This is a genomic window from Streptomyces sp. NPDC047130 (assembly GCF_040643475.1).
In the GTDB taxonomy this organism is placed as follows: domain Bacteria; phylum Actinomycetota; class Actinomycetes; order Streptomycetales; family Streptomycetaceae; genus Streptomyces.
In genome coordinates this window covers 242,391-263,298 of the sequence record NZ_JBEYUK010000005.1, presented here as the reverse complement: position 1 = coordinate 263,298, position 20,908 = coordinate 242,391, and the positions used below count along the sequence as shown (strand labels likewise).

Below are 20,908 nucleotides of genomic sequence, written 5' to 3'. Positions count from 1 at the left end.
CATGCGCGCGTGTCCTTCGTGCGGGGTGCTCAACGGCCCCACCGACGACTTCTGCGGCAACTGCGGCGCCTACCTGGGCTGGTCGGAGCCGACGCCTGCCGCGCCCACGCCGCCCGCGGCGTCGGAACCCCCGGCCACCCCGGAGGCCGCGCCGACCGCCGCGGGGCCGTCGGCCGCGGCCGCGCCGTCGGCCACCCGGGGGCCCTCGGCCGGCTCCGCGGGTTCTGCGCCCGAGGCCGCCTCCGCGGCTGCGGCGGGCTCCGCGCCCGAGCCGGCGTCCGAGCCGTCGGCGGCGACCGGGCCCCCGGCGGCGACCGGGCTGTCCGCCGCCGCCCCGGCGGGGGAGGCCGCGCCGCCTGCCCCACCGTCACGCGCCGCGTCACCGCGGGCCCGTCGGACGTGGCGGAACCGGGGCGAGGCGGGGGAGACGGGCACCCCACCGGCCCCGCACGCGTCCGGAGCCGCCGACACGCAACCGCGCACCGGCACCGGGACCGCCCGCACCGACTCCACCGGCACCGGGACCACCGGCACCGGCTCCACCGGCACCGGCTCCACCGGCACCGGCTCCACCGGCACCGGGACCGCCGGCACCGGGACCGCCGGCACCGGCGCCGCCACCGCTTCGGGCCCCGGCGCCGCCTCCCGTCCAGCCACCCGCCCCACCCCGCAGGCCGACGCGGACGCTCCCTCCCCGGCGGCCTCGGCCCGCGCCTCCGCCGCGCGCCCGAACCCTCCCACCAGCCCCTCGGCCGTGACTCCCGCCGCCGCGGACAGCCCCCGCCCCGCTCCGGCCCCCTCGGCCGTCGGACCGGTGCGGCCCGCGAAGGCGGTGGCTCCGCGCCCCGTCGTGCGGCCGGCGGCGGCGACGCCGCAGGAGGAGGACGGCACGCCCTGCCCGGCGTGCGGCGCGCTCAACGCAGCGGGCCGCCGGTTCTGCCGCCGCTGCGCGACCGTGCTGAGCGCTGCCGAGAAGCCCGAGCCGCTCCCGTGGTGGCGGACGACGTGGCCGTTCCGCCGTCGGGTGCGCTCCGGTTCGGGCAGGGCGACGCGGTTCCTGGTCGTCCTGGTCGTGCTGGCGGCCCTGTGCGCGGGCGGCGTCCTGCTGCTGCCGGCCGGACGCGCCTTCGTCGAGGACACCCGGGACAAGCTCGGCAAGTCCAAGCCGGTGACCCCGGTGAGCGTCGAGGCGAGCGCCGCGACGTCCGGGCATCCGGCGACCCACACCACCGACGGGCTCAGCAACCGCTACTGGGGAGCACCGGCGGCCGGGGCCTCGGTGACCTACACCTTCCGCAAGCCGTTCCGCTTCGTCGACCTGATCGTCACCAACGGCCCGTCCAAGAAACCGGAGTCCTACCCCCGGCAGGCCCGCGCGCTCCGCCTGGACCTCGAGGTGACGACCGCGGACGGTGAGCTGCGGCGCAAGGAACTCACCCTCAGCGACAAGCCGGGCCCGCAGACCTTCCCCATCCGCGTCAGCGACGCCAAGGCGGTGCGCATCACGCTGCGTTCACCCGTCGGCCTGACCGAGGGCCGCCATCTGGCCCTGGCGGAGGTGGAGTTCTTCGCCCGGAGCTGACCGCCGCCGGACGCGCACCTTCGACTGCCCGTGCGGCAGGCGCTCCCAGTCGTCCATGGAGCAGGCCCTCGTCCGCCCGCCCCCGGCGTCCACGGCTCGGTGCACGCGGGGCCCGGGCCGAACAGGCCGGGGCCCCGCACGGTGTCCGAGGGAGGCGTCAGTCCGCGGGCAGGGTGACACGCTCCGGGATGGAGTCGTAGACGCCCTCGTCGAGACGGTCCACCGAGCCGTCCGCGACCGCGTCGACCAGTCCGCCGAGGCCGGTCTCGACCTGCTTGGCGAGCATGCCGTTGCGCTTCATGCCGTCGTACTGCGTCTGCGACGAGGTCTCGAACAGGACGACCGCCGAGCCCCGCAGCTGGTAGGAGCCGAGCGCCGTGCCCGGGAGGTTGGTGTCCTGCGGGTACAGGGTGAGGTGCCCGAAGCCCGACCGGCCCTGGTCCTGCAGCGCCTCGTACACGGCGACGTTCGCCCGCTTGGAGGCCTCCAGGTCGAACTCGGGCCAGTCGCCGAACTCCGCGGGATCGTCGATGAACTTGGCGGAGATGGACAGCGGCGACATGTGCTCCAGGTCCTCGGTGGCGTAGCAGGACCACTGGTTGTGCAGGTCGACGAAGTAGTCGACGGTGCCGAACTCGGCCTCCAGCGACCGGTAGACGTCACGGGAGGTCTGGGCCTCCGGGGTGACGTACCAGCCGGTGTCCGCGCTGGTGCCCGGGAAGTCCTGGGGTGCGGGCACGTAGTCCAGGTCGGGGTTGAAGTCCCGGTTGACGTCGAAGCCGCCCACGCGGGCGTTGTAGTTCCACGCCGGGGAGACGCCGGCCAGCTGCGGGAAGTCGGCGACGACCTCGTCCCAGGTCATGGCGTTCTGCCGGCGGTCGAGTTCGCCGCCGTCCGCGTTCAGGCGGGGGATGACCACGACGGTGACCCGCTCCCGCAGCTCCCGCGCGGCGGGGGTGTCCGCGCCCCACCGCTTGAGCAGCTCCAGGACGGCCTCCGTGCCGTGCATCTCGTTGCCGTGGATCTGGGTCTGGACGAGGACGACCTGGTCGCCTTCGCCGACCCGCGCGGTGTGGATGGCTCTGCCCTGCTGCGAGTGGCCGGCCACCTCGACGTCGACGGTGCCGCCGGTGCTCGCCTCCACCTGCCGCAGCGCGCGGGTGAGTTGGGCGTGGTCGACGAACCCGTTGCTGCCGGAGCCGGAGGCCTCGGTCCCGCAGTGCGAGGTCGGCGGGATCGCCGCCGCGGGCGTGGCGGTCACGGTGACGGCGGCGGTGCCCAGTCCGGCGGTCAGCGCCATGCCGGCCAGCCCCGCGATCCAACGGCGCACAGTCATTCCCTGCTCCTCAGTTGTTGCGGACAACGTCCCGGGGGATGGTGCGTGATCACCCTAGAAGCCGGAACCCGCTGTGAACATGGCCGATACACGGGTTTTTTGGCCGCCGATCCCTCCGGCGTCCTCGCGGCCCGCCGCCCCCGCCGCTCCCCGCCCGCGGCGACACCCCCTCCCGCACGCGGCGCGGGAGGCCGTGCCCGGTGTCAGTCGTCGAGCCGGGTGAGCTCGTACAGGTCCACGGAGTCCGGATCGCCGATGTAGGAGTACAGCGTGGGCCGTTCCGAGGTCCCCATCAGCTGCCAGTCGTCCTGCGCGCACCCGGGGACCACGATCTCGATCGACTGCTCCCAGGTGCCGGCGCCGGGGTCGAAGGACCAGGTGCCCTCCCCGCCGCACGGGGCCACCCGCTCCTCGAAGTCGAACCGGGCGACCCCGGTGGCCGTCGCGGTGCCGTCCGGACGCAGGACCAGGACGCCCTCCTCGCCGTCGGACCAGGTGCCGGTGAGGACCTCACGGGAGACGCGCGGCGGCTCGTAGGACTCCAGTACGCCGGTGGCCAGCGCCACCCCGCCGAACAGGCCGGCTCCGACCACCGCGCCGACGCCCCAGAGCGCCACCACGCCGATCGGCGCCCAGCCGCGCCCCGGCCCGCGGAGCCGGCACAGGAGGGCCGGCGGCACCGCGACCGCGGCCACCAGGGCCCACCGGGCCAGGGTCGCCGGTCCCAGGCCGTGGCCGTTCCGCCACTCGACCAGCGCCACCACCGGCAGCGGAACGGCCACCGCCGCGAGGAGCACCCACCACCACCCCGGCCGCCGGCGGAACAACCGCGCCGGCGCGTCGCCCAGCCAGACGGCCGGCAGCACCACCACGTGCGACAGCACGGCCGCGGCCACGGCTCCCACCAGGGCGGCGACCGGCAGGAGCACCACCAGGCCCACCAGTACCAGGCCGTTGGGGCCGACGTCGGCCTTCTCCAGGGTCGCCCCCCACACCATCACGGCCACCAGCCCCAGCAGTGCCTCGAACCCCAGCACCAGCAGGGACATCGTCAGCATCCAGGCGTAGTTCCGGCCTCGACCGGCCATGTTCCCTCCCCCTTCACCGCATGCCGCGGACGGCGGTCCGCACGGGTGCGGCCGTCGGCATCATCCTGCCACGCTTTTGAACGTGTTCAACTCGAAGGGCGGTGGAGGCCGGACAACGAGAAGGGCCGCCCCCGCGTCACCCTCGGGTGTCGCGGGAGCGGCCCATGGCCGGTGGATGACGGTTCAGGCGCTCTGCCCGCCACCGGGCCCCGCCTGCTGGACGACCTCGAACGACCACAGCGTGGAACCGCTCGCCGCCGGCTTCGGGCGCTCGCCCTCCGCCTGGCCGCCGTTCTGGTGCGCGGACTTCATCGGACCCTCCATCCATGCCTGGAAGGACGCCTCGTCGCGCCAGCGCGTGTAGACGAGGTAGGTGTCGGTGCCCTCGACCGGACGGAGCAGTTCGAACCACTCGAACCCGTCGGAGTTCTCCACGGCGTGCGCCCGCGAGGCGAAGCGCTTCTCCAGCACCTCCCGCTGTTCGGCCGGCACGTTCAGGACGTTGATCTTCACGACGCTCATGCCCTCATCCTGCCGTACCGCCGCGGGACCCATCGAGGCGGCTCGCACGCCAGGCGTCCGCCACGCCCTCCGCCGCCCGCGCGAGGGTGCGCCCGAGCGCCCGGCGTCCCGCCCGGGACTCCCTCGGCCCGGTGTCGCGGACGGCCCGGTCCAGAGCGTTCCCGGCCGCCTCGCAGGCACGCTGCAACTCGGCTCCCACGGCACGGGCCTCGGTGTCCCACCCGGCGACCGGGCCGTGGACCCGGAAGTGCTCGCCGAGTTCCAGGCCGGCGACGACCGCCGTGCGGTGCGCGGCGAGGACCTCGTCGGGGACCACCGGGTGCGGCTCCACCTCCGGCGGAGGATGCCCGTCCGGGGCCAGCCGGTGCAGCTGAGCCCGCGTCGACTCCCGCAGCTCGGCGTCCGGTTCCTCCTCGGCGACCGTCTCCAGCAGCGCGACGGCGGCGGCCGGCACGGCATGCACCGGCCACTCGCCGAGAGCGTTCAGGGCCATCCGGCGGTTGCGGGTGGTCCGGTTGCGCAGGGCGGTGGCCAGCAGGTTCCAGCCGTGGCCCGGATGGGCGCCCAGGCGGCTGACGATCACGTCCAGGACCTGGTCGGTCCCGAACTCCCGGCCGAGACCGACGTCGGTCGACGGCCCCGTCCGCAACTCGGCCAGGGGGAGCAGACGTTCCGCGGCGGCGACGACGCCGGAGATGTCGTCCGCCGGACAGCCGTCGACCAGGAGGTACCAGAAGCCGGAGTCGAGCGGCGTGCGTTCGACCCGCGCCAGCAGCGCGGAGTGCGCGCGGACGCCGGTCCGCCGGGCGGCCCACGCGGCCCGGCGGAAGACGCGCTCCTCGTCCGACCCCAGTCCGTCCAGGACGAGCCGCCGCGCCCCGGGGCCGGTGACCAGGGCCTTCACCTCCGCACGCACGTGCGGCACCCGGGGGTCGGTCCACGGGTCCACCGGGCGACAGGAGTCCAGGAACGCGTCGACCGACAGCAGCGTCGAGAGCCGCCGCAGGGAAACGCCTCCGGTCCGGCAGTGACGCAGCAACGCCTCCAGGGCGGTGACCGCCTCCGGATACGACCCCAGCGAGGCGCCCGGGCCGTCAAGGTCGGTGAGCGCCTCCACGAGCCGGGAGGCGCCGTCCAGGGCCGACGCGTCCAGCACCTCGCGGGAGAGGAAGCCGGCCAGGTCGCCGGTGCGGGCGGCGGTCAGGGCGAGGTAGCCGTCGAGGACGTCGCCGGTGCAGGAGTCCCGGACGAGCCACTCCTTGATTTCCGGGTCGGTCGCGCCCTCCAGGCGTCCCACCGCGGTCGCACGGGCCCACCCCTCGGACCGCCGGGCGACCTCGAAGAGGGCACGCCACGCCTCGCGGGAGCACCGCTCCAGAGCCGGCACGGCCTGCCGGGAGAAGGCGTCCAGGGTGCCCAGGGTGGTGAGGACCTCGAGGTCGCCGTCGTCCTCGGTGCCGACCAGGCCGAGGAGCTGGATGCCGAGGCGCACGGCGTCGGCGTGCGTGGAGTGCCGGAGCAGCCAGCGGGCCAGGGCACGCAGACGGTCGGGGCGGAGCGCCCGGTGCCGGAACAGCGCCTTCAGCCGGTGCTCCTGGACGTCCCACCGGATCCGCCGGAGCTGCCGGTCCAGCACCGCCAGCAGGTCGCGCGAGGGCGGTGAGGACGAGACGAGCCGGGCGACCGTGGCCACGAGGCGGGGCGCGGCACGGTCGCCGCGGCCCGACGCGCCGGGGCACGGTTCCGGGGGGAGGGACGGTTTCGGCGTGCGGGCCAGGTCGAGGAGCGACGGCCCGTCGGAGAGGGGACCGCCGAGGTCCTACGATGCTGTGCGGGTCACCGGACGAGGGCCCGGACGTCCTTTCGTTCTGTCATGCGGGGAGGGTCGCAGACGGGGACCGTTTCGGGCAAGGTGAGATCCGGGGGCGGACCCCCCTGGCGGGAGGGAACATGGCCGAGCCGGTCAGCGGCTGGATATGGAGCCAGAACCTCCTGCCCTTCCTCCAGCTGCTCTCCCACTACGTCGGCCACGCCTTCGACGGCGCGGACTGGCAGACCGTGGCGGCGGGCATCGAGGACACCGACGACGAACGCCCGGACGGCTGGTACGCCTACCCCCTGGCGGGCACCCGCGCCGAGGTCGAGGTGTCGCTCGCCCGCGCCGCCGGCAGCGACGTCCTGATGGTCACCGTCACCGGCCTTCCGAACCGCGAACTCCGGCTGCGGACCGACACGTTGATCTCCGCCTTCGCGAGCGTGTGATCCGTCGACCGCCCACGCTCGCGGCACACGGACGGCGGGCGAGGGGACCGACGGCACGGACGCGCGGGTGGCGGTCGCCGCGGCGCGGTCCGGGTCCGCCCTGGTCGACCTCGACCCACCCTCCCCGAACGCCCCCAGCTTCCTCGCCGCCCGCCTGCTGACCCACCCCGCGGTCACCGCGCGCTTCCGGCCCCGTGCCTGCGAGGCCGCGGGATGCGTGGTCACCGGGCTCGACGGGCGGGCCCCGCACACCGGGCGGCGACCCCGCGAGGGAGTCGAGTCCGTCGGACGGCCGACAGCTCGGCGTCGGCGCGCAGTTGGTGCCCTGGCGGATCGGCCTCGGGTGTGCTCCGGCTCCGCCGGACGGAGGACGTCCGCCGTGGGTGCCCGCACGAACGGTGACAGACTCGGTGTCCCGGACGGAGGGAGGCGCGGAGTGGACTTCGAGGCGGTCGCCGACGAGCTCTACGCGGCGCGCCCCGACGCGTTCACCGGCCTGCGCGACGAGCGCGCCGCGCAGGCCCGCGAGGAGGGCGACCGGAAGCTGGCCGCGAGCATCAAGGCCCTGCGGAAGCCGACCCTCTCCGCCTGGGCCTGCAACCTGCTGGTCCGGGAACGCCAGGAGGAGATCGAACCGCTGCTCGGCTTGGGCGAGGCCCTGCGGCAGGCACACCTCGACCTGGACGGCGGATCGCTGCGCGAACTGTCCCGGCAGCAGAACCTGCTCGTCGCCGCACTCGCCCGGCAGGCCGTCGAGCTGACCGCGGCGGCCGGCCACCGGGTCGGGGAAGGGGCGCGGGAGGAGGTCGAGGGAACCCTCCGTGCCGTCCTGGCCGATCCCGAGGCCGCCGGGGCCTGGGCGGAGGGGCGGCTGGCGAAACCGCTCACCGCCGCGCCCGGTTTCGCCGCCGCCCTGGGCGGCGCGGCCCCGCCCGACCTCCGGCTGGTGCCGCCGCCGGACCAGGTGGCGGAGGCGGACGAGCCGCCGTCACGTGGACGGGCCGCCCCGCGCGGCGGGGACCGCTCGGCGGCGAAGGACCGGCGCGCCCGCGAACGGGAGGCGGCCGGACAGGAGGCGGCGGAGCGGGAAGCAGCGGAGCGGGAGGCGGCCGAACAGAAGGCGGCGGAGCGGGAGGCGGCCGAACGCAAGGCGGCCGAGCGGGAGCGCCGCCGTGAACGGGAGGCCGCCCGGCGGGAGGCCGCGGAGGCGGCCCGCGCCCTCGCGGAGGCGGAGGAGGAGGCCGCCGACGCCGACCGGGAGGCCCGGGAGGCGTCCGACCGCGTCGGCGACCTGAAGCGACGCGTGGCCGAACTGGAACAGGAACTGCGCGCCGCCCGCGCCGGGACCCGAACCGCCGAGGCCGAGCAGCGGGCCGCCCACGACCGCGCCCGCGAGGCCGCCCGCAGCCTCGGGGAGACACGCCGCCGGGCGGCGACCGCCGAGGCCCGCGCCGAACGCCTCGCCGGCCGCGAGGACTGAGCCGCCCGCCCCCGCGGCGGGGCACCGACCGCCCGCACCGGCCGCGGCGCCCCCCCCCGGGCCCGCCGACCCCGCCCCGCCCCGCCGCGCCCCGCGGCTCACGCCGCCCCGAAGGCGGTGAACGCCCACCCGGTCGCCTGGTGCACCGCGTCGCCCGGAAGCGCCGCGCGGGCGTCCCGCAGCGCCTCGGCCAGCGACAGGCCGCAGGCCAGCGCCTTGTGCAGCGCCAGCATCAACGGCACCACCGCCGCGTCGTTCACCGGCGCGCTGCTCGCCACGACACCGACCGTGCCCAGCGGCAGCAGCGCCGTGACCAGGCCCAGCAGCTCGTCCGAGCCGACCGGCGCCAGCCGCGCCGTGTCGCAGCTGGAGAGGATCAGCCGGTACGGGCTCCGCCGCAGCCGCTCGAAGTCGTGCACGATCAGCGGACCGTCGGCCAGCCGCAGCGAGGAGAACAGCGGGTTGTCGGCACGGAAGACGCCGTGCGCGGCGATGTGCGCCAGCGACGCCCCGTCCAGCGCCCGCAGCACCTCCCCGGCGCTCGCGCCGCCGCCCTCCAGCAGCGTCAACCGACCGTAGTGGTCCGCGAGTTCCGGCACCTCGGCGCCGCCCGTCGCCAGCCCGGGCCCGCGCACCAGGACGTGCCGCCCCATCACCGGCGCGGTGGTCTCCCGCGCGCGCAGCCACGCCCCCGCCGACGGCGACACGCTCACCACCCGCTCCCGCAGCGACGGCAGCAGCGCCCACGGCACCCGGTGCAGCCGCCCCGGCGGAACCACCACCACCGGCCCCGGCCCGAGGGCCTCCGCCGCGTCGCCCAGCAGCAGCTGCTCCAGCCGCCGCCCGGCGGCCTCCAGCAGCGGCAGCCGCGCCGCGCCGCCGGGGTGGGCGAGCCGCCGCAGCCCGGCCTGCACCATCTCGGCCTCCGCCACCGCACGGGACAGCAGCCCGCCGGTGAACCGCCGCACCCGGCCGCCCTGGCACAGCAGCACCCGCACCCGGTCGTCCAGCACCACCAGCTCGACCAGTTGCGTCCCGTCGCCGTCCAGCCGCTCCAGCAGCGCCGCCGGGTCGAACCGCCGGCCGTCCCCCTCGCGCCCGCCCCGGGCCCGCAGGGTCCGCGCCCGGATGTCCCGCTCCAGCCGCCGCTGCTCACGCTCCAGCGCGGGCACCGGGCGGCCGTCCCGGCGCGCCTCCTCGGCCCGCGCCGCGATCTCACGGAACGACGCCAGGGCGCCCACCAGCTCCGGCTCCGCCGGAGGCCGGGCCACCGGCGCGGCCAGCGCCGCCGCCCGCCACCGCTCGCTCCACTCCAGCAACCGCCGCGACCCGCCCGAGGCCAGCGCCGCCTCCTGCGCCAGCGCCGCCAGTTCGGCGCCCTGCTCGGTGACCCGGGCCCGCAGCTCGGGGGCGCCCAGCGTGGTGCGGTGCTCGTCCAGCACGTCCAGCCCGCGCCGGCAGGCCTGGAGCACCCCGCGGCGCGAACCGGCCGCCCGCGCCCGCAGGGCCTGCGCCACCCAGCCCGTGACCCGCGCCTGCGGCGCCCCGCTCCGGCGGGCCCGGGCGGCGAGCGCGAGCTGCCGCTCGGCCTCCGCCGGCCGGTCCAGGGCCAGCGCGATCCGGCCCGCCAGCAGCGAGGCCTCCGGCGCCGACGGCGAACCGAACGAGGCCAGCCGCTCGGCCAGGGCGGCGGTCCCGGCGACCATGCGGCCGGTGCGCCGCCCGGCCGCGAACCGCGCCTCCGCCAGCACCAGACGCGCGTGCGCCTCCCACCACGGCCGCCGCTGCCGGGAGAACAGCCGCACCGCCGCGGCCGCCCGGTCCACCGCCGTCTCCGGGACGCCCGCCGGACCGGCCGCCCGGGCCGCCGCCAGCAGCAGCTCCGCCTTGCGGGTGCGCTGCCCGCCCACCCGGTCCAGTGCGGCGACCGCGGCGTCCGCCTCGGCCAGCGCCTCCGCCGCCAGACCGGCGGCCCGCAGCACCTCGCAGCGGCGGATGCTCAGCATGAAGGTCGGCGTGCCCAGCGCCGTGTACCGCTCGGCGGCCTCGTCGAAGAGCCGCAGCGCCGCCGGGATGTCACCGGCGCGGAACGCCGTCATCGCCCGCCACTCGACCACGTCCGCCTTGTCGTGGTCCTGACCGGTCGTGCCCCACAGCCGCTCCGCCGCCGCGAAGTCCGCCGCCGCCCGGTCCACCGCGCCCAGCGCCAGGTGGACCGTCGCCCGCAGGGTCAGCGACCGCGCCACCCAGATCACGTCCTCGGCCTGCCGCAGCACCGGCACGGCCCGCCGGACGTCGTCCAGCGCCTCACGGTGACGGCCCAGCACCCAGAACGAGTACGCCCTGCGGTACAGCACCCGCGCCCTGGTGTGCGCCGAACCTCGGCGCACACCCCGCTCGAACGCCGCCAGCCCCTGCCGGGTCCGGCCCGCGTGCACCAGCGCCACCCCGAGGGTGGCCAGCACGTCGGCCTCCCGGTCGGCGGAACCGGCCAGCGCCGCCAGGTCCCGGGCACGGCGCAGATGGCGCAGCGCCACGTCCAGATCACCGAAGTCGCGCTGCCAGATGCCGATCACCTGGTGGGCCACCGACGCGTCCTCGGGCGGCGGACCGGACTCGAGGAGCCGCTCCGCCCTGCGCAGCGCCACGGCCGGCCTGGCGAAGACCATCGGCAGCAGTTCGAGGACGGTTCCGCTTCCCGCTGTCACCCGACGCATCGTAGTGGCCCTGGCCAGGGCATTCACCCGGTGCGGTGTGAAGGCGGTGTATCAGAACCGGTAAGGCAGACTCTCCCTGACGACACGGCAGTCACCTCGACGCCGTAGTCACCGAGACATCAGCAGTCCACGGGGGAGGAAACCCTATGCCGGCACGGCGGTTCAGCGAGCAGTGCGAGCAGGTCCGACGTTCCATGCCCGACGTGCCACTGGCCGTGGACGAGCGGGGCGGATACCTCTACGAGCGCGGGCACCTGCTGGTGCGCGACGGGGAGGACGCGCGCCTGGTCGCCGACACCGTGCGCGGCGGTCTCGCGGACATACCCGGCGCCGCCCGCCGTGAGCGGATAGGCCTCGCCGGGCCCGGCAACCGCTCCGGCGTGGTGCGGGTCCGGGTCGCCGAACCGACCGCGGCCGCCGAGGACGCCGACCCCGCCGTCGCCGGGGCGCTGCGCGCGGTGCGCGCCGTCGAGGCCCGCGCCGGACGCCGGCTCGCCTCCCGCAACCACGTCATCTCCGTCACCCCCAACGCCTGCCCGGGCGACGAGCCGGTCCCCGCCGAGCCGGGCGAGGCGCCCAACCCCGCCCCGGCGACCGCCGTCCACCACCCCGGCCCGGCCGTCGGCGTACTGGTGGTGGACACCGGCCTCACCAGCGACCACGCCCGCTGCGCCCACCTCGGCGGCGTCCACGGCGACCTGGAGAAGTCCGAGCGGGACGCCGAGGGCCTGCTGCGGCAGTACGCCGGCCACGGCACCTTCATCGCGGGCGTCCTGGCCGCCGTCGCCCCGCACACCGACATCACCGTCTCCAACGCCCTCAACGACGCCGGGGCCGTCCTGGAGTCCGAGTTCGGCGACCTCCTCCTCGACGCCGCCGAGCAGGCCGGCTGGCCCGCCCTGATCAGCCTCTCCGCCGGCACCTCCACCGGCGACGACGCGGGACTCATCGGGCTCGAGCGGTTCATGGCCGAACTGCTCGACCACCCCGGCACCCTGCTGGTCGCCGCCGCCGGCAACAACGGCAACGACATCCCGTTCTTCCCCGCCGCCTACGCGGCCAAGGGCAAGTACGCCAAGGCGGTGCTCTCCGTCGGAGCCCTGCGCGCCGACGGCGAGGGCCCCGCCTGCTTCAGCAACCACGGCCCCTGGGTGAACGTCTACGCCCCCGGCGAGCGCCTCACCGGCCCCCTCACCGGCTTCGACGCGCCCGTCCCGTACGTCTACCAGCACTCCAGCTACGACGCCTGCCGGCACGGCGGCGACTACCCGTGCACCTGCCGCTTCCCCGTCCGCTCCGGCGTGCTCAGCGCCGACGGCGACGAGTCGCCGGGGGAGCCGGAGCGCGTCGAGTTCACCGGCTACGCCCGCTGGAGCGGCACCTCCTTCGCCACCCCGGTGGCCGCCGCCATGATCGCCTCGCACATGGCCGCCCACAAGGAGACCGACCCGCGCCGCGCCCGCCGCGAGCTGCTCTCCTCGCTCAGGAGCACCGCCGCCGTCGCCGTCGCCGGCGCCAAGGCGGCCGTGCTGCGCCCGCCCACCTGGCGTCCCGTCGACTCGCCCTCGGACGAGGCATGACGGCCGCTGCCTTGACCCACTTCCGTACGGCGTACCATGACGTGCCGTACACGAGGGGTGGGGGAGTGGAACGAGCGACAGTCGCCGCGTTGCTGAAGTCCGCGGTCGAGGGTGACCAGGACGCCTGGCGTGGACTGGTGGACGGGCTGAGCCCGCTGGTGTGGTCCGTCGTCCGGGGGCACCGGCTCTCCGAGGCCGACGCCCACGAGGTCTACCAGATCGCCTGGTTCCGGTTCGCCCAGCACCTGGGACGGATCCGGGAGCCGGAGAAGGCGGGCTCCTGGCTCGCCGCCACCGCGCGGCACGAATGCCTGAAGGTGCTGCGGTCCATGCGCCGCTGGACGCCCACCGACGACCCGCAGGTCCTGGACCGGCCCTGCGACAGCTGCTCGCCCGAGCAGAAGGTGCTGGAGGCCGAGGCGGAGGCGGAACAGGCCGACCGGCACCGGACGGTCTGGGAGGAGTTCGACGCGCTCGGCGACCGCTGCCGGCAGTTGCTGCGCCTGATCATCGCCCAGCCGCCGCCCAGCTACCGCGAGGTGTCGGCGGCGCTGGGTATCGCGGTGGGGTCCATCGGACCGATTCGACAGAGGTGCCTGCGCAGACTGCGCAAGCGCTTGAGCGACCGGGGGGTTCTGTGAACGGCGAGACCACCTTCGACGAGGCCGAGGAGCCTTTCGACGAGGCGCAACTGGCGGAGGTGGAGGCCCTGCTGAGGGAGGCCGCCCTGGTCTGCGACCCGGTGCCGCACGCGCTGCGGGACGCGGCGCTGGCCGCCTTCGCCCTCCACGACCTGGACGCCCGGCTCGCCGAGCTCACCTTCGACTCGCTGCTCGACGCCGCGCCGGTGCGCGGCGCCGAGGACGGCCCGCGGATGCTCACCTTCGCGGCCGGCGACCTCACCGTGGACGTCGAGGTAGGCGAGGACGGACTGCTCGGCCAGCTCCTGCCGCCCCGCGAGGCGGCCGTCGAGGTCCTCACCCGGCCCTTCCCGGAGGCGGCCGCGTCCTGCGCGGCGGACGAGACCGGCGGGTTCTCCTGCCCGGTCGAGGTCACCGGCCCGTTCGCCCTCAGGGTGCGGACCGGCGACGAGGTCGTCGTCACCGAGTGGCTGCGCGTCTGACCGCGACCCACGGGGCCCCGGGGCCCGCGCACCCCGGGGCCGCGGCCGGGCCCGGCCCCGGAGGGCCGGCCGTCACCAGGCGGCCGGCAGCGCCTCCGGCCCGCGGATCATCGTGCGCCGCCGCCAGGGAACCTGCTCCGCCGGCACGGCGAGCCGGAGCCCCGGCAGCCGCTCCAGCAGGGTGGTGACCAGCAGGTCGGTCTGCAGCCGGGCCAGGACGGCGCCCGTGCAGAAGTGCGGCCCGTTGCCGAAGGCCAGGTGCGGATTGGGGTCCCGGGTCAGGTCGATCCCTTCCGGGTCGGGGAAGATCTCCGGGTCGCGGTTGGCCGCCAGGTACGAGACGTACACCGGCTCGCCGGCGGCGATCGTGCGGCCCGCCAGCTCCACGTCCTCCAGCGCGATCCGCGCCAGCCCCACGGTGCTGCGGTGCGAGATCCAGCGCAGCAGCTCCTCCAGGGCGGCGTCGCGCCCGGCCGGGCGGTCCAGCACGCCCCGCAGGTGGGCCATCAGCTCCGGGCGGGTGAGCAGCAGGAACAGCATCTGGCCGCAGTTGTGGGTCACCGCCTCGCCGCCGATCTGCAGCGGCCCGGCCACACCGATCGCCTCCTCCTCGGAGAGCTCGCCCCGGCCGACGGCCGCGCCCAGCATCGACAGCACGCCGCCCTGCCCGCCGTCCCCGCCGTCCCCGCCGTCCGCGCGCCCGGCCCGGATCCGCTCCGTGATCCACCCGTAGAGCCCGGCCTTGGCGCGTTCGGCTGCCTCTGCGCCGCCCGAGGTGGAGATGATCTGCCGGGTCCAGGCGTGCACCCGCTCCCGGTCCTCCTCCGGGACCCCCATCACCTCGCTCACCACGGCCAGCGGGAACGGCTCCAGCACCGTGGCGATCAGGTCGGCGGGCGGTCCCTGCGCCACCAGCCGGTCCACCAGCGGGTCCAGCAGCTCCTGGGCGCGGGGGCGCAGCCGCTTCATCGCCCCGACGGTGAACGCGCCAGCGAAGGCGCGGCGCAGCCGGTTGTGGTCGGGCTGGTCGGCGAAGGCCAGCGAGCCGGGCCGCGGCTTGAAGTGCGGCGCGAGCCGGGTGACCTGGCGGCGCGTCACCTCCGCCCGCCCGAACCGGGGGTCGTTGGTGATCGCGCGGACGTCCTCGTAGCGGGTGGCCAGCCAGGCCCACCCCTCGCCGTGCGGCAGCCGGATCCTGGTCAGCGGGCCCTCGCGCATCAGCTCCGCCAGCAGCGGGTCGAAGCCGGGGCCGTCGATCTCGGGCGGCACCCAGTCCCGGACGGGCGGCGGCGGGGGCGGGGCGGTGATCTCCTGGGTCATGGCACCACCCTGGGCCGGGCGGGGCCCGGTGTCGCGTCCGGCTGCTCCGTGCGGCCCCAGAAGGACCCGACCGGGCCACCCCGCCCGGAAACGGGCACCGCCCCGCCCGGAGTCCGGGCGGGGCGGTGCTACGCCGCGAGGGAATCAGGCGCCCAGGGACGCCAGCGCCTCGTTCCAGGTGGCGGAGGGCCGCATGACGGCGGCGGCCTTCTCCGGGTCGGGCTGGTAGTAGCCGCCGATCTCGGCCGGCCGGCCCTGCACCGCGTTCAGCTCCTCGACGATCTTCGCCTCGTCGGAGGTGAGCTTCTCGGCCAGCGGGGCGAAGGCGGCGGCCAGGTCGGCGTCGTCCTTCTGCGCGGCCAGCTCCTGCGCCCAGTACAGGGACAGGTAGAAGTGCGAGCCGCGGTTGTCGATGCCGCCGACACGACGGGTCGGGGACTTGTCCTCGTTGAGGAAGGTCGCCGTGGCGCGGTCGAGGGTGTCGGCCAGGACCTGGGCCTTGGCGTTGCCGGTGACCTTGGCGAACTGCTCGAGGGAGGGGACCAGGGCGAAGAACTCGCCGAGCGAGTCCCAGCGCAGGTAGTTCTCCTTGACCAGCTGCTGGACGTGCTTGGGGGCGGAGCCGCCCGCGCCCGTCTCGAAGAGGCCGCCGCCCGCCATCAGCGGGACGACCGACAGCATCTTGGCGCTGGTGCCCAGCTCCAGGATCGGGAACAGGTCGGTCAGGTAGTCGCGCAGCACGTTGCCGGTGACCGAGATGGTGTTCAGGCCCTTGCGGATGCGCTCCAGGGAGAACTTGGTCGCCTCGACCGGCGCCATGATCTCGATCTGCAGGCCCTCGGTGTCGTGCTCCGGCAGGTACGCCTTGACCTTCTCGATCAGCTTGGAGTCGTGGGCGCGCTCGGCGTCCAGCCAGAACACGGCCGGGTCGCCGGTGGCGCGGGCGCGGGTGACGGCCAGCTTGACCCAGTCGCGGATCGGGTCGTCCTTGGTCTGGCAGGCGCGGAAGATGTCGCCCGGCTCGACCGGCTGCTCCAGGACGACGTCGCCGTTGGCGTCGACCAGGCGGACGGTGCCCGCCTCGGCGATCTCGAAGGTCTTGTCGTGGGAGCCGTACTCCTCCGCCTTCTGCGCCATCAGGCCGACGTTCGGGACGGAACCCATGGTCGACGGGTCGAAGGCGCCGTTGGCGCGGCAGTCGTCGATGACGGCCTGGTAGACGCCGGAGTAGCTGGAGTCCGGCAGGACGGCCAGGGTGTCGGCCTCCTGTCCGTCCGGGCCCCACATGTGGCCGGAGGTGCGGATCATGGCCGGCATCGAGGCGTCGACGATGACGTCGGACGGGACGTGCAGGTTGGTGATGCCCTTGTCGGAGTCGACCATCGCCAGGGCCGGGCCCTCGGCGAGCTCCGCGTCGAAGGACGCCTTGATCGCGTCACCCTCGGGGAGGGACTCCAGACCCTTCCAGATGCCACCCAGGCCGTCGTTGGGGGAGAGGCCGGCGGCGGCCAGCTTCTCGCCGTACTCGGCGAAGGTCTTCGGGAAGAAGGCGCGGACCACGTGGCCGAAGACGATCGGGTCGGAGACCTTCATCATCGTCGCCTTGAGGTGCACGGAGAAGAGGACGCCCTCCTCCTTGGCGCGGGCGACCTGCGCGGTCAGGAACTCGCGCAGGGCGGCGGCGCGCATCACGGAGGCGTCGACGACCTCGTCCTTCAGGACCGGCACCGACTCGCGCAGCACCTTGGTCTCGCCGGAGGCGGTAACCAGTTCGATGCGCAGCGAGCCCTCCTCCGCGATCACGGCGGACTTCTCGGTGGAGCGGAAGTCGTTCTCGCCCATGGTGGCGACGTCGGTCTTCGAGTCGGAGGACCAGGCGCCCATGCGGTGCGGGTGGTTCTTGGCGTAGTTCTTCACCGAGGCGGGGGCGCGGCGGTCGGAGTTGCCCTCGCGCAGGACCGGGTTGACCGCGGAGCCCTTGACCTTGTCGTAGCGGGCGCGGACGTCGCGCTCCTCGTCGGTCTTCGGGTCGTCCGGGTAGTTCGGCAGCGCGTAGCCCTGCGCCTGCAGCTCCGCCACGGCGGCCTTCAGCTGCGGGATCGACGCCGAGATGTTCGGCAGCTTGATGATGTTGGCCTCGGGCTTCTTGGCCAGCTCGCCGAGCTCCGCCAGGGCGTCCGGGATGCGCTGGTCCTCCGTGAGGTACTCCGGGAACACGGCGAGGATCCGGCCCGCCAGGGAGATGTCACGGGTCTCCACCGGGACACCGGCCTGGGCCGCGTACGCCCGGACGACCGGCAGGAACGAGTACGTCGCCAGCGCCGGCGCCTCGTCGGTGTGCGTATAGATGATGGTCGAGTCAGTCACCGGGTGCTCCGCTCCACGTCTGCAACATTGCTCGACATCAAGATATCTCGTGATCGCGGCGGCGCGACCCCCGGCCCGCCCCTTCCGGACACGGAGGGGCCGCGCGGACGCGCGGACGGCCGCGGACCCCGGTCTCCCGGGGCCGCGGCCGTCCCGCCCGCGCGCCCGCTCAGCCGGGCAGGCCCTGCGCCGCCTGCGCCGCACGCTGGTGCGGCATCGCCGGATCCTGCTGCCGCACGGTGACGTCGTGGATCGGCGGCGGCACGCTGATGCCCTCCGCCCGGAACCTGCGGTGCAGGCGCTTGATGAACTCGTGCTTGATCCGGTACTGGTCGCTGAACTCGCCCACGCCCAGGATGGCCGTGAAGCCGATCCGCGAGTCCGCGAAGGTGTGGAAGCGGATGGCCGGCTCGTGCTCCGGCACCGCGCCCTCCACCTCCTTCATCACCTCGGCGACGACCTCGGCGGTCACCCGCTCCACGTGCTCCAGGTCGCTGTCGTAGCCGACGCCCGCCTGGACCATGATCGTCATGTCCTCGCCGGGGCGGCTGAAGTTGGTCATGTTGGTCCCGGCGAGCTTCCCGTTGGGGATGATCACGAGGTTCTGCGACAGGTTGCGGATGGTGGTCTGCCGCCAGTTGATGTCGACGACGTACCCCTCCTCGCCGCTGGTCAGCCGGATGTAGTCACCGGTGCGGACGGTCTTCGAGGCGAGGATGTGGATGCCGGCGAACAGGTTGGCCAGCGTGTCCTGCAGCGCCAGGGCCACCGCCAGACCGCCGACCCCCAGGGCGGTCAGCAGCGGGGCGATGGAGATGCCGAGGGACTGGAGGATCACCAGGAACCCCAGCGCCACCACCGACACCCGGGTGATGTTGGCGAAGATCGAGGCCGAGGAGGCCACTCCGGACCGCGCCTGGGTGATCGTGCCGATCATGCCGCCCACCCCGCGGGCCACGGCCAGCGTCACCACGGTGATCATCACCACCGTCAGGGACCGGCCCACCGTCCGGTCCACCGCGTCGGTCAGCGGCAGCAGCGCCGAGGCCGTCGCCAGTCCGCCGAGCACGGCCGCCCACGGCGCCACCGTGCGCAGCATGCCCACGATCACGTCGTCGCCCTGCCAGCGGGTGCGTTCCGCGTGCCGGCCGAGCCAGCGCGTCAGCGTCCGCGCCAGGAAGGCCAGCACCAGGCCGGCGCCCACCGCGACGCCCGCGCGGATCAGGTCCTGCAGCTCCAGCGCTCGGTTCACCGGGCGCCTCCGGAGCTCGCCGTCGGACGGAGGGGGAGTCTCGTCACCTTGCCACCTGTTCGGTTCTTCGGGGGGATCTGCCGCTCCCCGCCCGGACAAGCGTGCGAGCCGGGCGGGCGGACACATCCTGCCCCAGACGGCCGACGGAACGTCACCCGGCCCGCCCGGCAGGAGCTCTGACGGACCGGTACCGGAGGCCCGTCACCCGCTGCTCCGTCGTGGCCGCTGCGACGGCCCGGCCGCCGCGCCGCGGGCCCGGGCCGCGACGGCGTTGACCTCCAGCGAACTTGAGGTTCTACGGTTCCCGGCATGAGTATGGAGACCACCGCCTGGACGCAGCTCCACAGCCTGGTGAACGCCGACGACCAGGTCCGCCGCCCCCTGGCGCGCGCCACGCTCCGCCGCGTCGCCGCCTTCGCCCGCCCGCACCGCCGCCGGATCGCGCTGTTCCTCGCCCTGGGGGTGGTCACCGCCCTGCTCGCGGTGGCGGCCCCCGTCCTCGCCGGGCGGGTGGTCGACGCCGTCGTCTCCGGCGACGACGAGGGCCTGGTGGTGCGGCTGGCGCTGCTGATGGCGCTGATCGCCGTGGTGGAGGCGGTGGTGGGCGTCGTCGCGCGCCGGCTCTCCGCCACCCTCGGCGAAGGCCTCATCCTCGACCTGAGGACGGCCGTCTTCGACCACGTCCAGCGGATGCCCGTCGCCTTCTTCACCCGCACCCGCACCGGAGCGCTGGTCAGCCGCCTCAACAACGACGTCATCGGCGCCCAGCGCGCCTTCAGCAACACCCTCTCCGGCGTGGTCAGCAACCTCGTCACCCTCGTGCTCACCCTCGTCGTGATGCTCACCCTCTCCTGGCGGATCACCCTGCTCGCCCTGGTGCTGCTCCCGGTCTTCGTGGTCCCCGCGCGCCGGATGGGCTCGATGATGGCCCGCCTCCAGCGCGAGGCGGCCCACCACAACGCCGCCATGGGCACCCGGATGACCGAACGCTTCTCCGCCCCCGGCGCCACCCTGGTCAAGCTCTTCGGCCGACCCGAGGAGGAGTCCGCCGAGTTCGCCGAACGCGCCCGCCGGGTCCGCGACATCGGCATCCGCACCGCCACCGTCCAGTCGGTCTTCATGACCGCCCTCACCCTGGTCTCCGCCCTGGCGCTCGCCCTCGTCCACGGCCTCGGCGGCTGGTTCGCGCTCCGCGGCAGCCTCGAACCCGGCGCCGTGGTGGCCCTCGCCCTGCTGCTCACCCGGCTCTACGCCCCGCTCACCTCGCTGGCAGGCGCCCGCGTCGAGGTGATGACCGCGCTGGTCAGCTTCGAGCGGGTCTTCGAGGTCCTCGACCTCGAGCCGCTGGTCCGCGAACGCCCGGACGCCCGCGACCTGCCCGACGGCCCGCTCTCCGTGGAGTTCGACGACGTGCGGTTCGCCTACCCGTCCGCCGACAAGGTCTCGCTGGCCTCCCTGGAGGAGGTCGCCGCCCTCGACACCCGCGGCGGCGAGGAGGTCCTGCACGGCATCTCCTTCCGCGCCGAACCGGGGCAGACCGTCGCCCTGGTCGGCTCCTCCGGCGCCGGCAAGTCCACCGTCGCCCAACTGCTCCCGCGCCTCTACGACGTCGACTCCGGCGCGGTCCGCCTCGGCGGCGTCGACGTCCGCGACGTGGGCGCGGCCTCGCTGCGCGCGGCGGTCGGCATGGTCACCCAGGACGGGCACCTCTTCCACGACACGGTCCGGGCCAACCTGCTGCTCGCCCGCCCCGAGGCCGGCGAGGACGAACTGTGGGACGTGCTGCGCCGGGCACGCCTCGAGGAACTGGTCCGGTCCCTGCCGGACGGCCTGGACACGGTGGTGGGGGAGCGCGGCTACCGGCTCTCCGGCGGCGAGCGACAGCGGATGACCATCGCCCGGCTGCTGCTGGCCCGCCAGCGCGTCGTCCTGCTCGACGAGGCCACCGCGCACCTCGACAACACCTCCGAGGCCGCCGTGCAGGCGGCGCTCGCCGAGGCGCTCGAGGGCAGGACCGCGCTGGTCGTCGCCCACCGGCTCTCCACCATCCGCGGCGCGGACCTGATCCTGGTCGTGGAGGCCGGCCGCGTGGTCGAGCGCGGCACCCACGATGAGCTCCTCGCCCTCGGAGGCCGCTACGCCGAACTCCACCGGGCGCGTACCGGAACGGTGCCGGAGGCGGTGGCCTGACCGGGCGCGGTCCCGCCGCCCGAGCACACGGCCGGAGCCGGTTCCCGCGGCCGGTACCCCGTCGGGGTGAGTGAGACCGCCCGGAGCGG

Annotated in this window: 15 protein-coding genes; 7 read left to right on the top strand and 8 right to left on the bottom strand. The window is 75.2% G+C overall.

Annotated elements, in window-relative coordinates; genetic code table 11:
* Position 1 precedes the first annotated feature (1 nt).
* Positions 2-1,582, top strand: a complete 1,581-nt coding sequence (locus tag ABZ836_RS10395) for a zinc ribbon domain-containing protein (protein ID WP_361141167.1) — start codon at positions 2-4, stop codon at positions 1,580-1,582.
* 157 nt (positions 1,583-1,739) lie between these two features.
* On the opposite strand, the gene ABZ836_RS10390 is transcribed toward ABZ836_RS10395, so the two are convergent.
* The 4 genes from ABZ836_RS10390 to ABZ836_RS10375 all read right to left on the bottom strand — a co-directional run bounded on the left by ABZ836_RS10390 (position 1,740) and on the right by ABZ836_RS10375 (position 6,221).
* Positions 1,740-2,918, bottom strand: coding sequence for a M14 family zinc carboxypeptidase (locus ABZ836_RS10390; RefSeq protein ID WP_361141166.1), 1,179 nt, complete (start codon positions 2,916-2,918; stop codon positions 1,740-1,742).
* A gap of 203 nt (positions 2,919-3,121) precedes the next feature.
* Positions 3,122-4,006 (bottom strand): hypothetical protein, encoded by an 885-nt coding sequence (locus ABZ836_RS10385; RefSeq protein WP_361141164.1) that lies wholly within the window; start codon positions 4,004-4,006, stop codon positions 3,122-3,124.
* A 183-nt stretch (positions 4,007-4,189) separates the two neighbouring features.
* Positions 4,190-4,528, bottom strand: coding sequence for an antibiotic biosynthesis monooxygenase (locus ABZ836_RS10380; RefSeq protein ID WP_356138153.1), 339 nt, complete (start codon positions 4,526-4,528; stop codon positions 4,190-4,192).
* 4 nt (positions 4,529-4,532) lie between these two features.
* A complete protein-coding gene (locus tag ABZ836_RS10375; RefSeq protein ID WP_361141162.1) occupies positions 4,533-6,221 on the bottom strand; it encodes a hypothetical protein in 1,689 nt (562 codons plus the stop codon).
* Positions 6,222-6,478: 257 nt separating this feature from the next.
* On the opposite strand from ABZ836_RS10375, the gene ABZ836_RS10370 reads away from it, so the two are divergent.
* Both ABZ836_RS10370 and ABZ836_RS10365 read left to right on the top strand, forming a co-directional pair.
* Positions 6,479-6,790 carry a hypothetical protein gene (locus ABZ836_RS10370; protein ID WP_361141160.1) on the top strand — a complete coding sequence of 104 codons (312 nt, stop codon included), beginning with the start codon at positions 6,479-6,481 and terminating at the stop codon, positions 6,788-6,790.
* 436 nt (positions 6,791-7,226) lie between these two features.
* Complete coding sequence (locus ABZ836_RS10365) at positions 7,227-8,270, top strand: hypothetical protein (protein ID WP_361141158.1); 1,044 nt, start codon at positions 7,227-7,229, stop codon at positions 8,268-8,270.
* Between the two features lie 98 nt (positions 8,271-8,368).
* Here ABZ836_RS10365 and ABZ836_RS10360 read toward each other — a convergent pair whose 3' ends face one another.
* The gene (locus ABZ836_RS10360) at positions 8,369-10,987 is read right to left on the bottom strand and encodes a CHAT domain-containing protein (RefSeq protein ID WP_356132986.1); all 2,619 of its coding nucleotides are present in this window, start codon (positions 10,985-10,987) and stop codon (positions 8,369-8,371) included.
* A gap of 146 nt (positions 10,988-11,133) precedes the next feature.
* Here ABZ836_RS10360 and ABZ836_RS10355 point away from each other — a divergent pair, with 146 nt between their 5' ends.
* The 3 genes from ABZ836_RS10355 to ABZ836_RS10345 are packed head-to-tail and all read left to right on the top strand — an operon-like array spanning position 11,134 to position 13,690.
* A complete protein-coding gene (locus ABZ836_RS10355; protein ID WP_361141156.1) occupies positions 11,134-12,567 on the top strand; it encodes a S8/S53 family peptidase in 1,434 nt (477 codons plus the stop codon).
* Positions 12,564-13,208, top strand: a complete 645-nt coding sequence (locus ABZ836_RS10350; RefSeq protein WP_356132983.1) for a sigma-70 family RNA polymerase sigma factor — start codon at positions 12,564-12,566, stop codon at positions 13,206-13,208. Before ABZ836_RS10355 ends, ABZ836_RS10350 begins: the two co-directional genes overlap by 4 nt.
* Complete coding sequence (locus tag ABZ836_RS10345) at positions 13,205-13,690, top strand: hypothetical protein (RefSeq protein ID WP_356132981.1); 486 nt, start codon at positions 13,205-13,207, stop codon at positions 13,688-13,690. Before ABZ836_RS10350 ends, ABZ836_RS10345 begins: the two co-directional genes overlap by 4 nt.
* A gap of 72 nt (positions 13,691-13,762) precedes the next feature.
* Here the strand turns inward: ABZ836_RS10345 and ABZ836_RS10340 are convergent, their stop codons facing one another.
* The 3 genes from ABZ836_RS10340 to ABZ836_RS10330 form a co-directional block, all read right to left on the bottom strand.
* The gene (locus tag ABZ836_RS10340; RefSeq protein ID WP_361141154.1) at positions 13,763-15,010 is read right to left on the bottom strand and encodes a cytochrome P450; all 1,248 of its coding nucleotides are present in this window, start codon (positions 15,008-15,010) and stop codon (positions 13,763-13,765) included.
* A gap of 144 nt (positions 15,011-15,154) precedes the next feature.
* Positions 15,155-17,377 carry an NADP-dependent isocitrate dehydrogenase gene (locus ABZ836_RS10335; protein ID WP_356132977.1) on the bottom strand — a complete coding sequence of 741 codons (2,223 nt, stop codon included), beginning with the start codon at positions 17,375-17,377 and terminating at the stop codon, positions 15,155-15,157.
* A gap of 169 nt (positions 17,378-17,546) precedes the next feature.
* Complete coding sequence (locus ABZ836_RS10330; protein ID WP_356132975.1) at positions 17,547-18,629, bottom strand: mechanosensitive ion channel family protein; 1,083 nt, start codon at positions 18,627-18,629, stop codon at positions 17,547-17,549.
* 315 nt (positions 18,630-18,944) lie between these two features.
* On the opposite strand from ABZ836_RS10330, the gene ABZ836_RS10325 reads away from it, so the two are divergent.
* The gene (locus tag ABZ836_RS10325) at positions 18,945-20,819 is read left to right on the top strand and encodes an ABC transporter ATP-binding protein (protein WP_356133010.1); all 1,875 of its coding nucleotides are present in this window, start codon (positions 18,945-18,947) and stop codon (positions 20,817-20,819) included.
* The last annotated feature ends 89 nt before the right edge of the window (positions 20,820-20,908 follow it).

What these genes read in the sequence shown, in the direction of transcription:
- ABZ836_RS10385 (WP_361141164.1), bottom strand. Translation starts at nt 4,006, where the DNA reads ATGGCCGGTCGAGGCCGGAACTACGCCTGGATGCTGACGATGTCCCTG.
- ABZ836_RS10350 (WP_356132983.1), top strand. Translation starts at nt 12,564, where the DNA reads ATGACGGCCGCTGCCTTGACCCACTTCCGTACGGCGTACCATGACGTG.
- ABZ836_RS10370 (WP_361141160.1), top strand. Translation starts at nt 6,479, where the DNA reads ATGGCCGAGCCGGTCAGCGGCTGGATATGGAGCCAGAACCTCCTGCCC.
- ABZ836_RS10390 (WP_361141166.1), bottom strand. Translation starts at nt 2,918, where the DNA reads ATGACTGTGCGCCGTTGGATCGCGGGGCTGGCCGGCATGGCGCTGACC.
- ABZ836_RS10380 (WP_356138153.1), bottom strand. Translation starts at nt 4,528, where the DNA reads ATGAGCGTCGTGAAGATCAACGTCCTGAACGTGCCGGCCGAACAGCGG.
- ABZ836_RS10355 (WP_361141156.1), top strand. Translation starts at nt 11,134, where the DNA reads ATGCCGGCACGGCGGTTCAGCGAGCAGTGCGAGCAGGTCCGACGTTCC.
- ABZ836_RS10395 (WP_361141167.1), top strand. Translation starts at nt 2, where the DNA reads ATGCGCGCGTGTCCTTCGTGCGGGGTGCTCAACGGCCCCACCGACGAC.
- ABZ836_RS10360 (WP_356132986.1), bottom strand. Translation starts at nt 10,987, where the DNA reads ATGCGTCGGGTGACAGCGGGAAGCGGAACCGTCCTCGAACTGCTGCCG.
- ABZ836_RS10325 (WP_356133010.1), top strand. Translation starts at nt 18,945, where the DNA reads ATGGAGACCACCGCCTGGACGCAGCTCCACAGCCTGGTGAACGCCGAC.
- ABZ836_RS10340 (WP_361141154.1), bottom strand. Translation starts at nt 15,010, where the DNA reads ATGACCCAGGAGATCACCGCCCCGCCCCCGCCGCCGCCCGTCCGGGAC.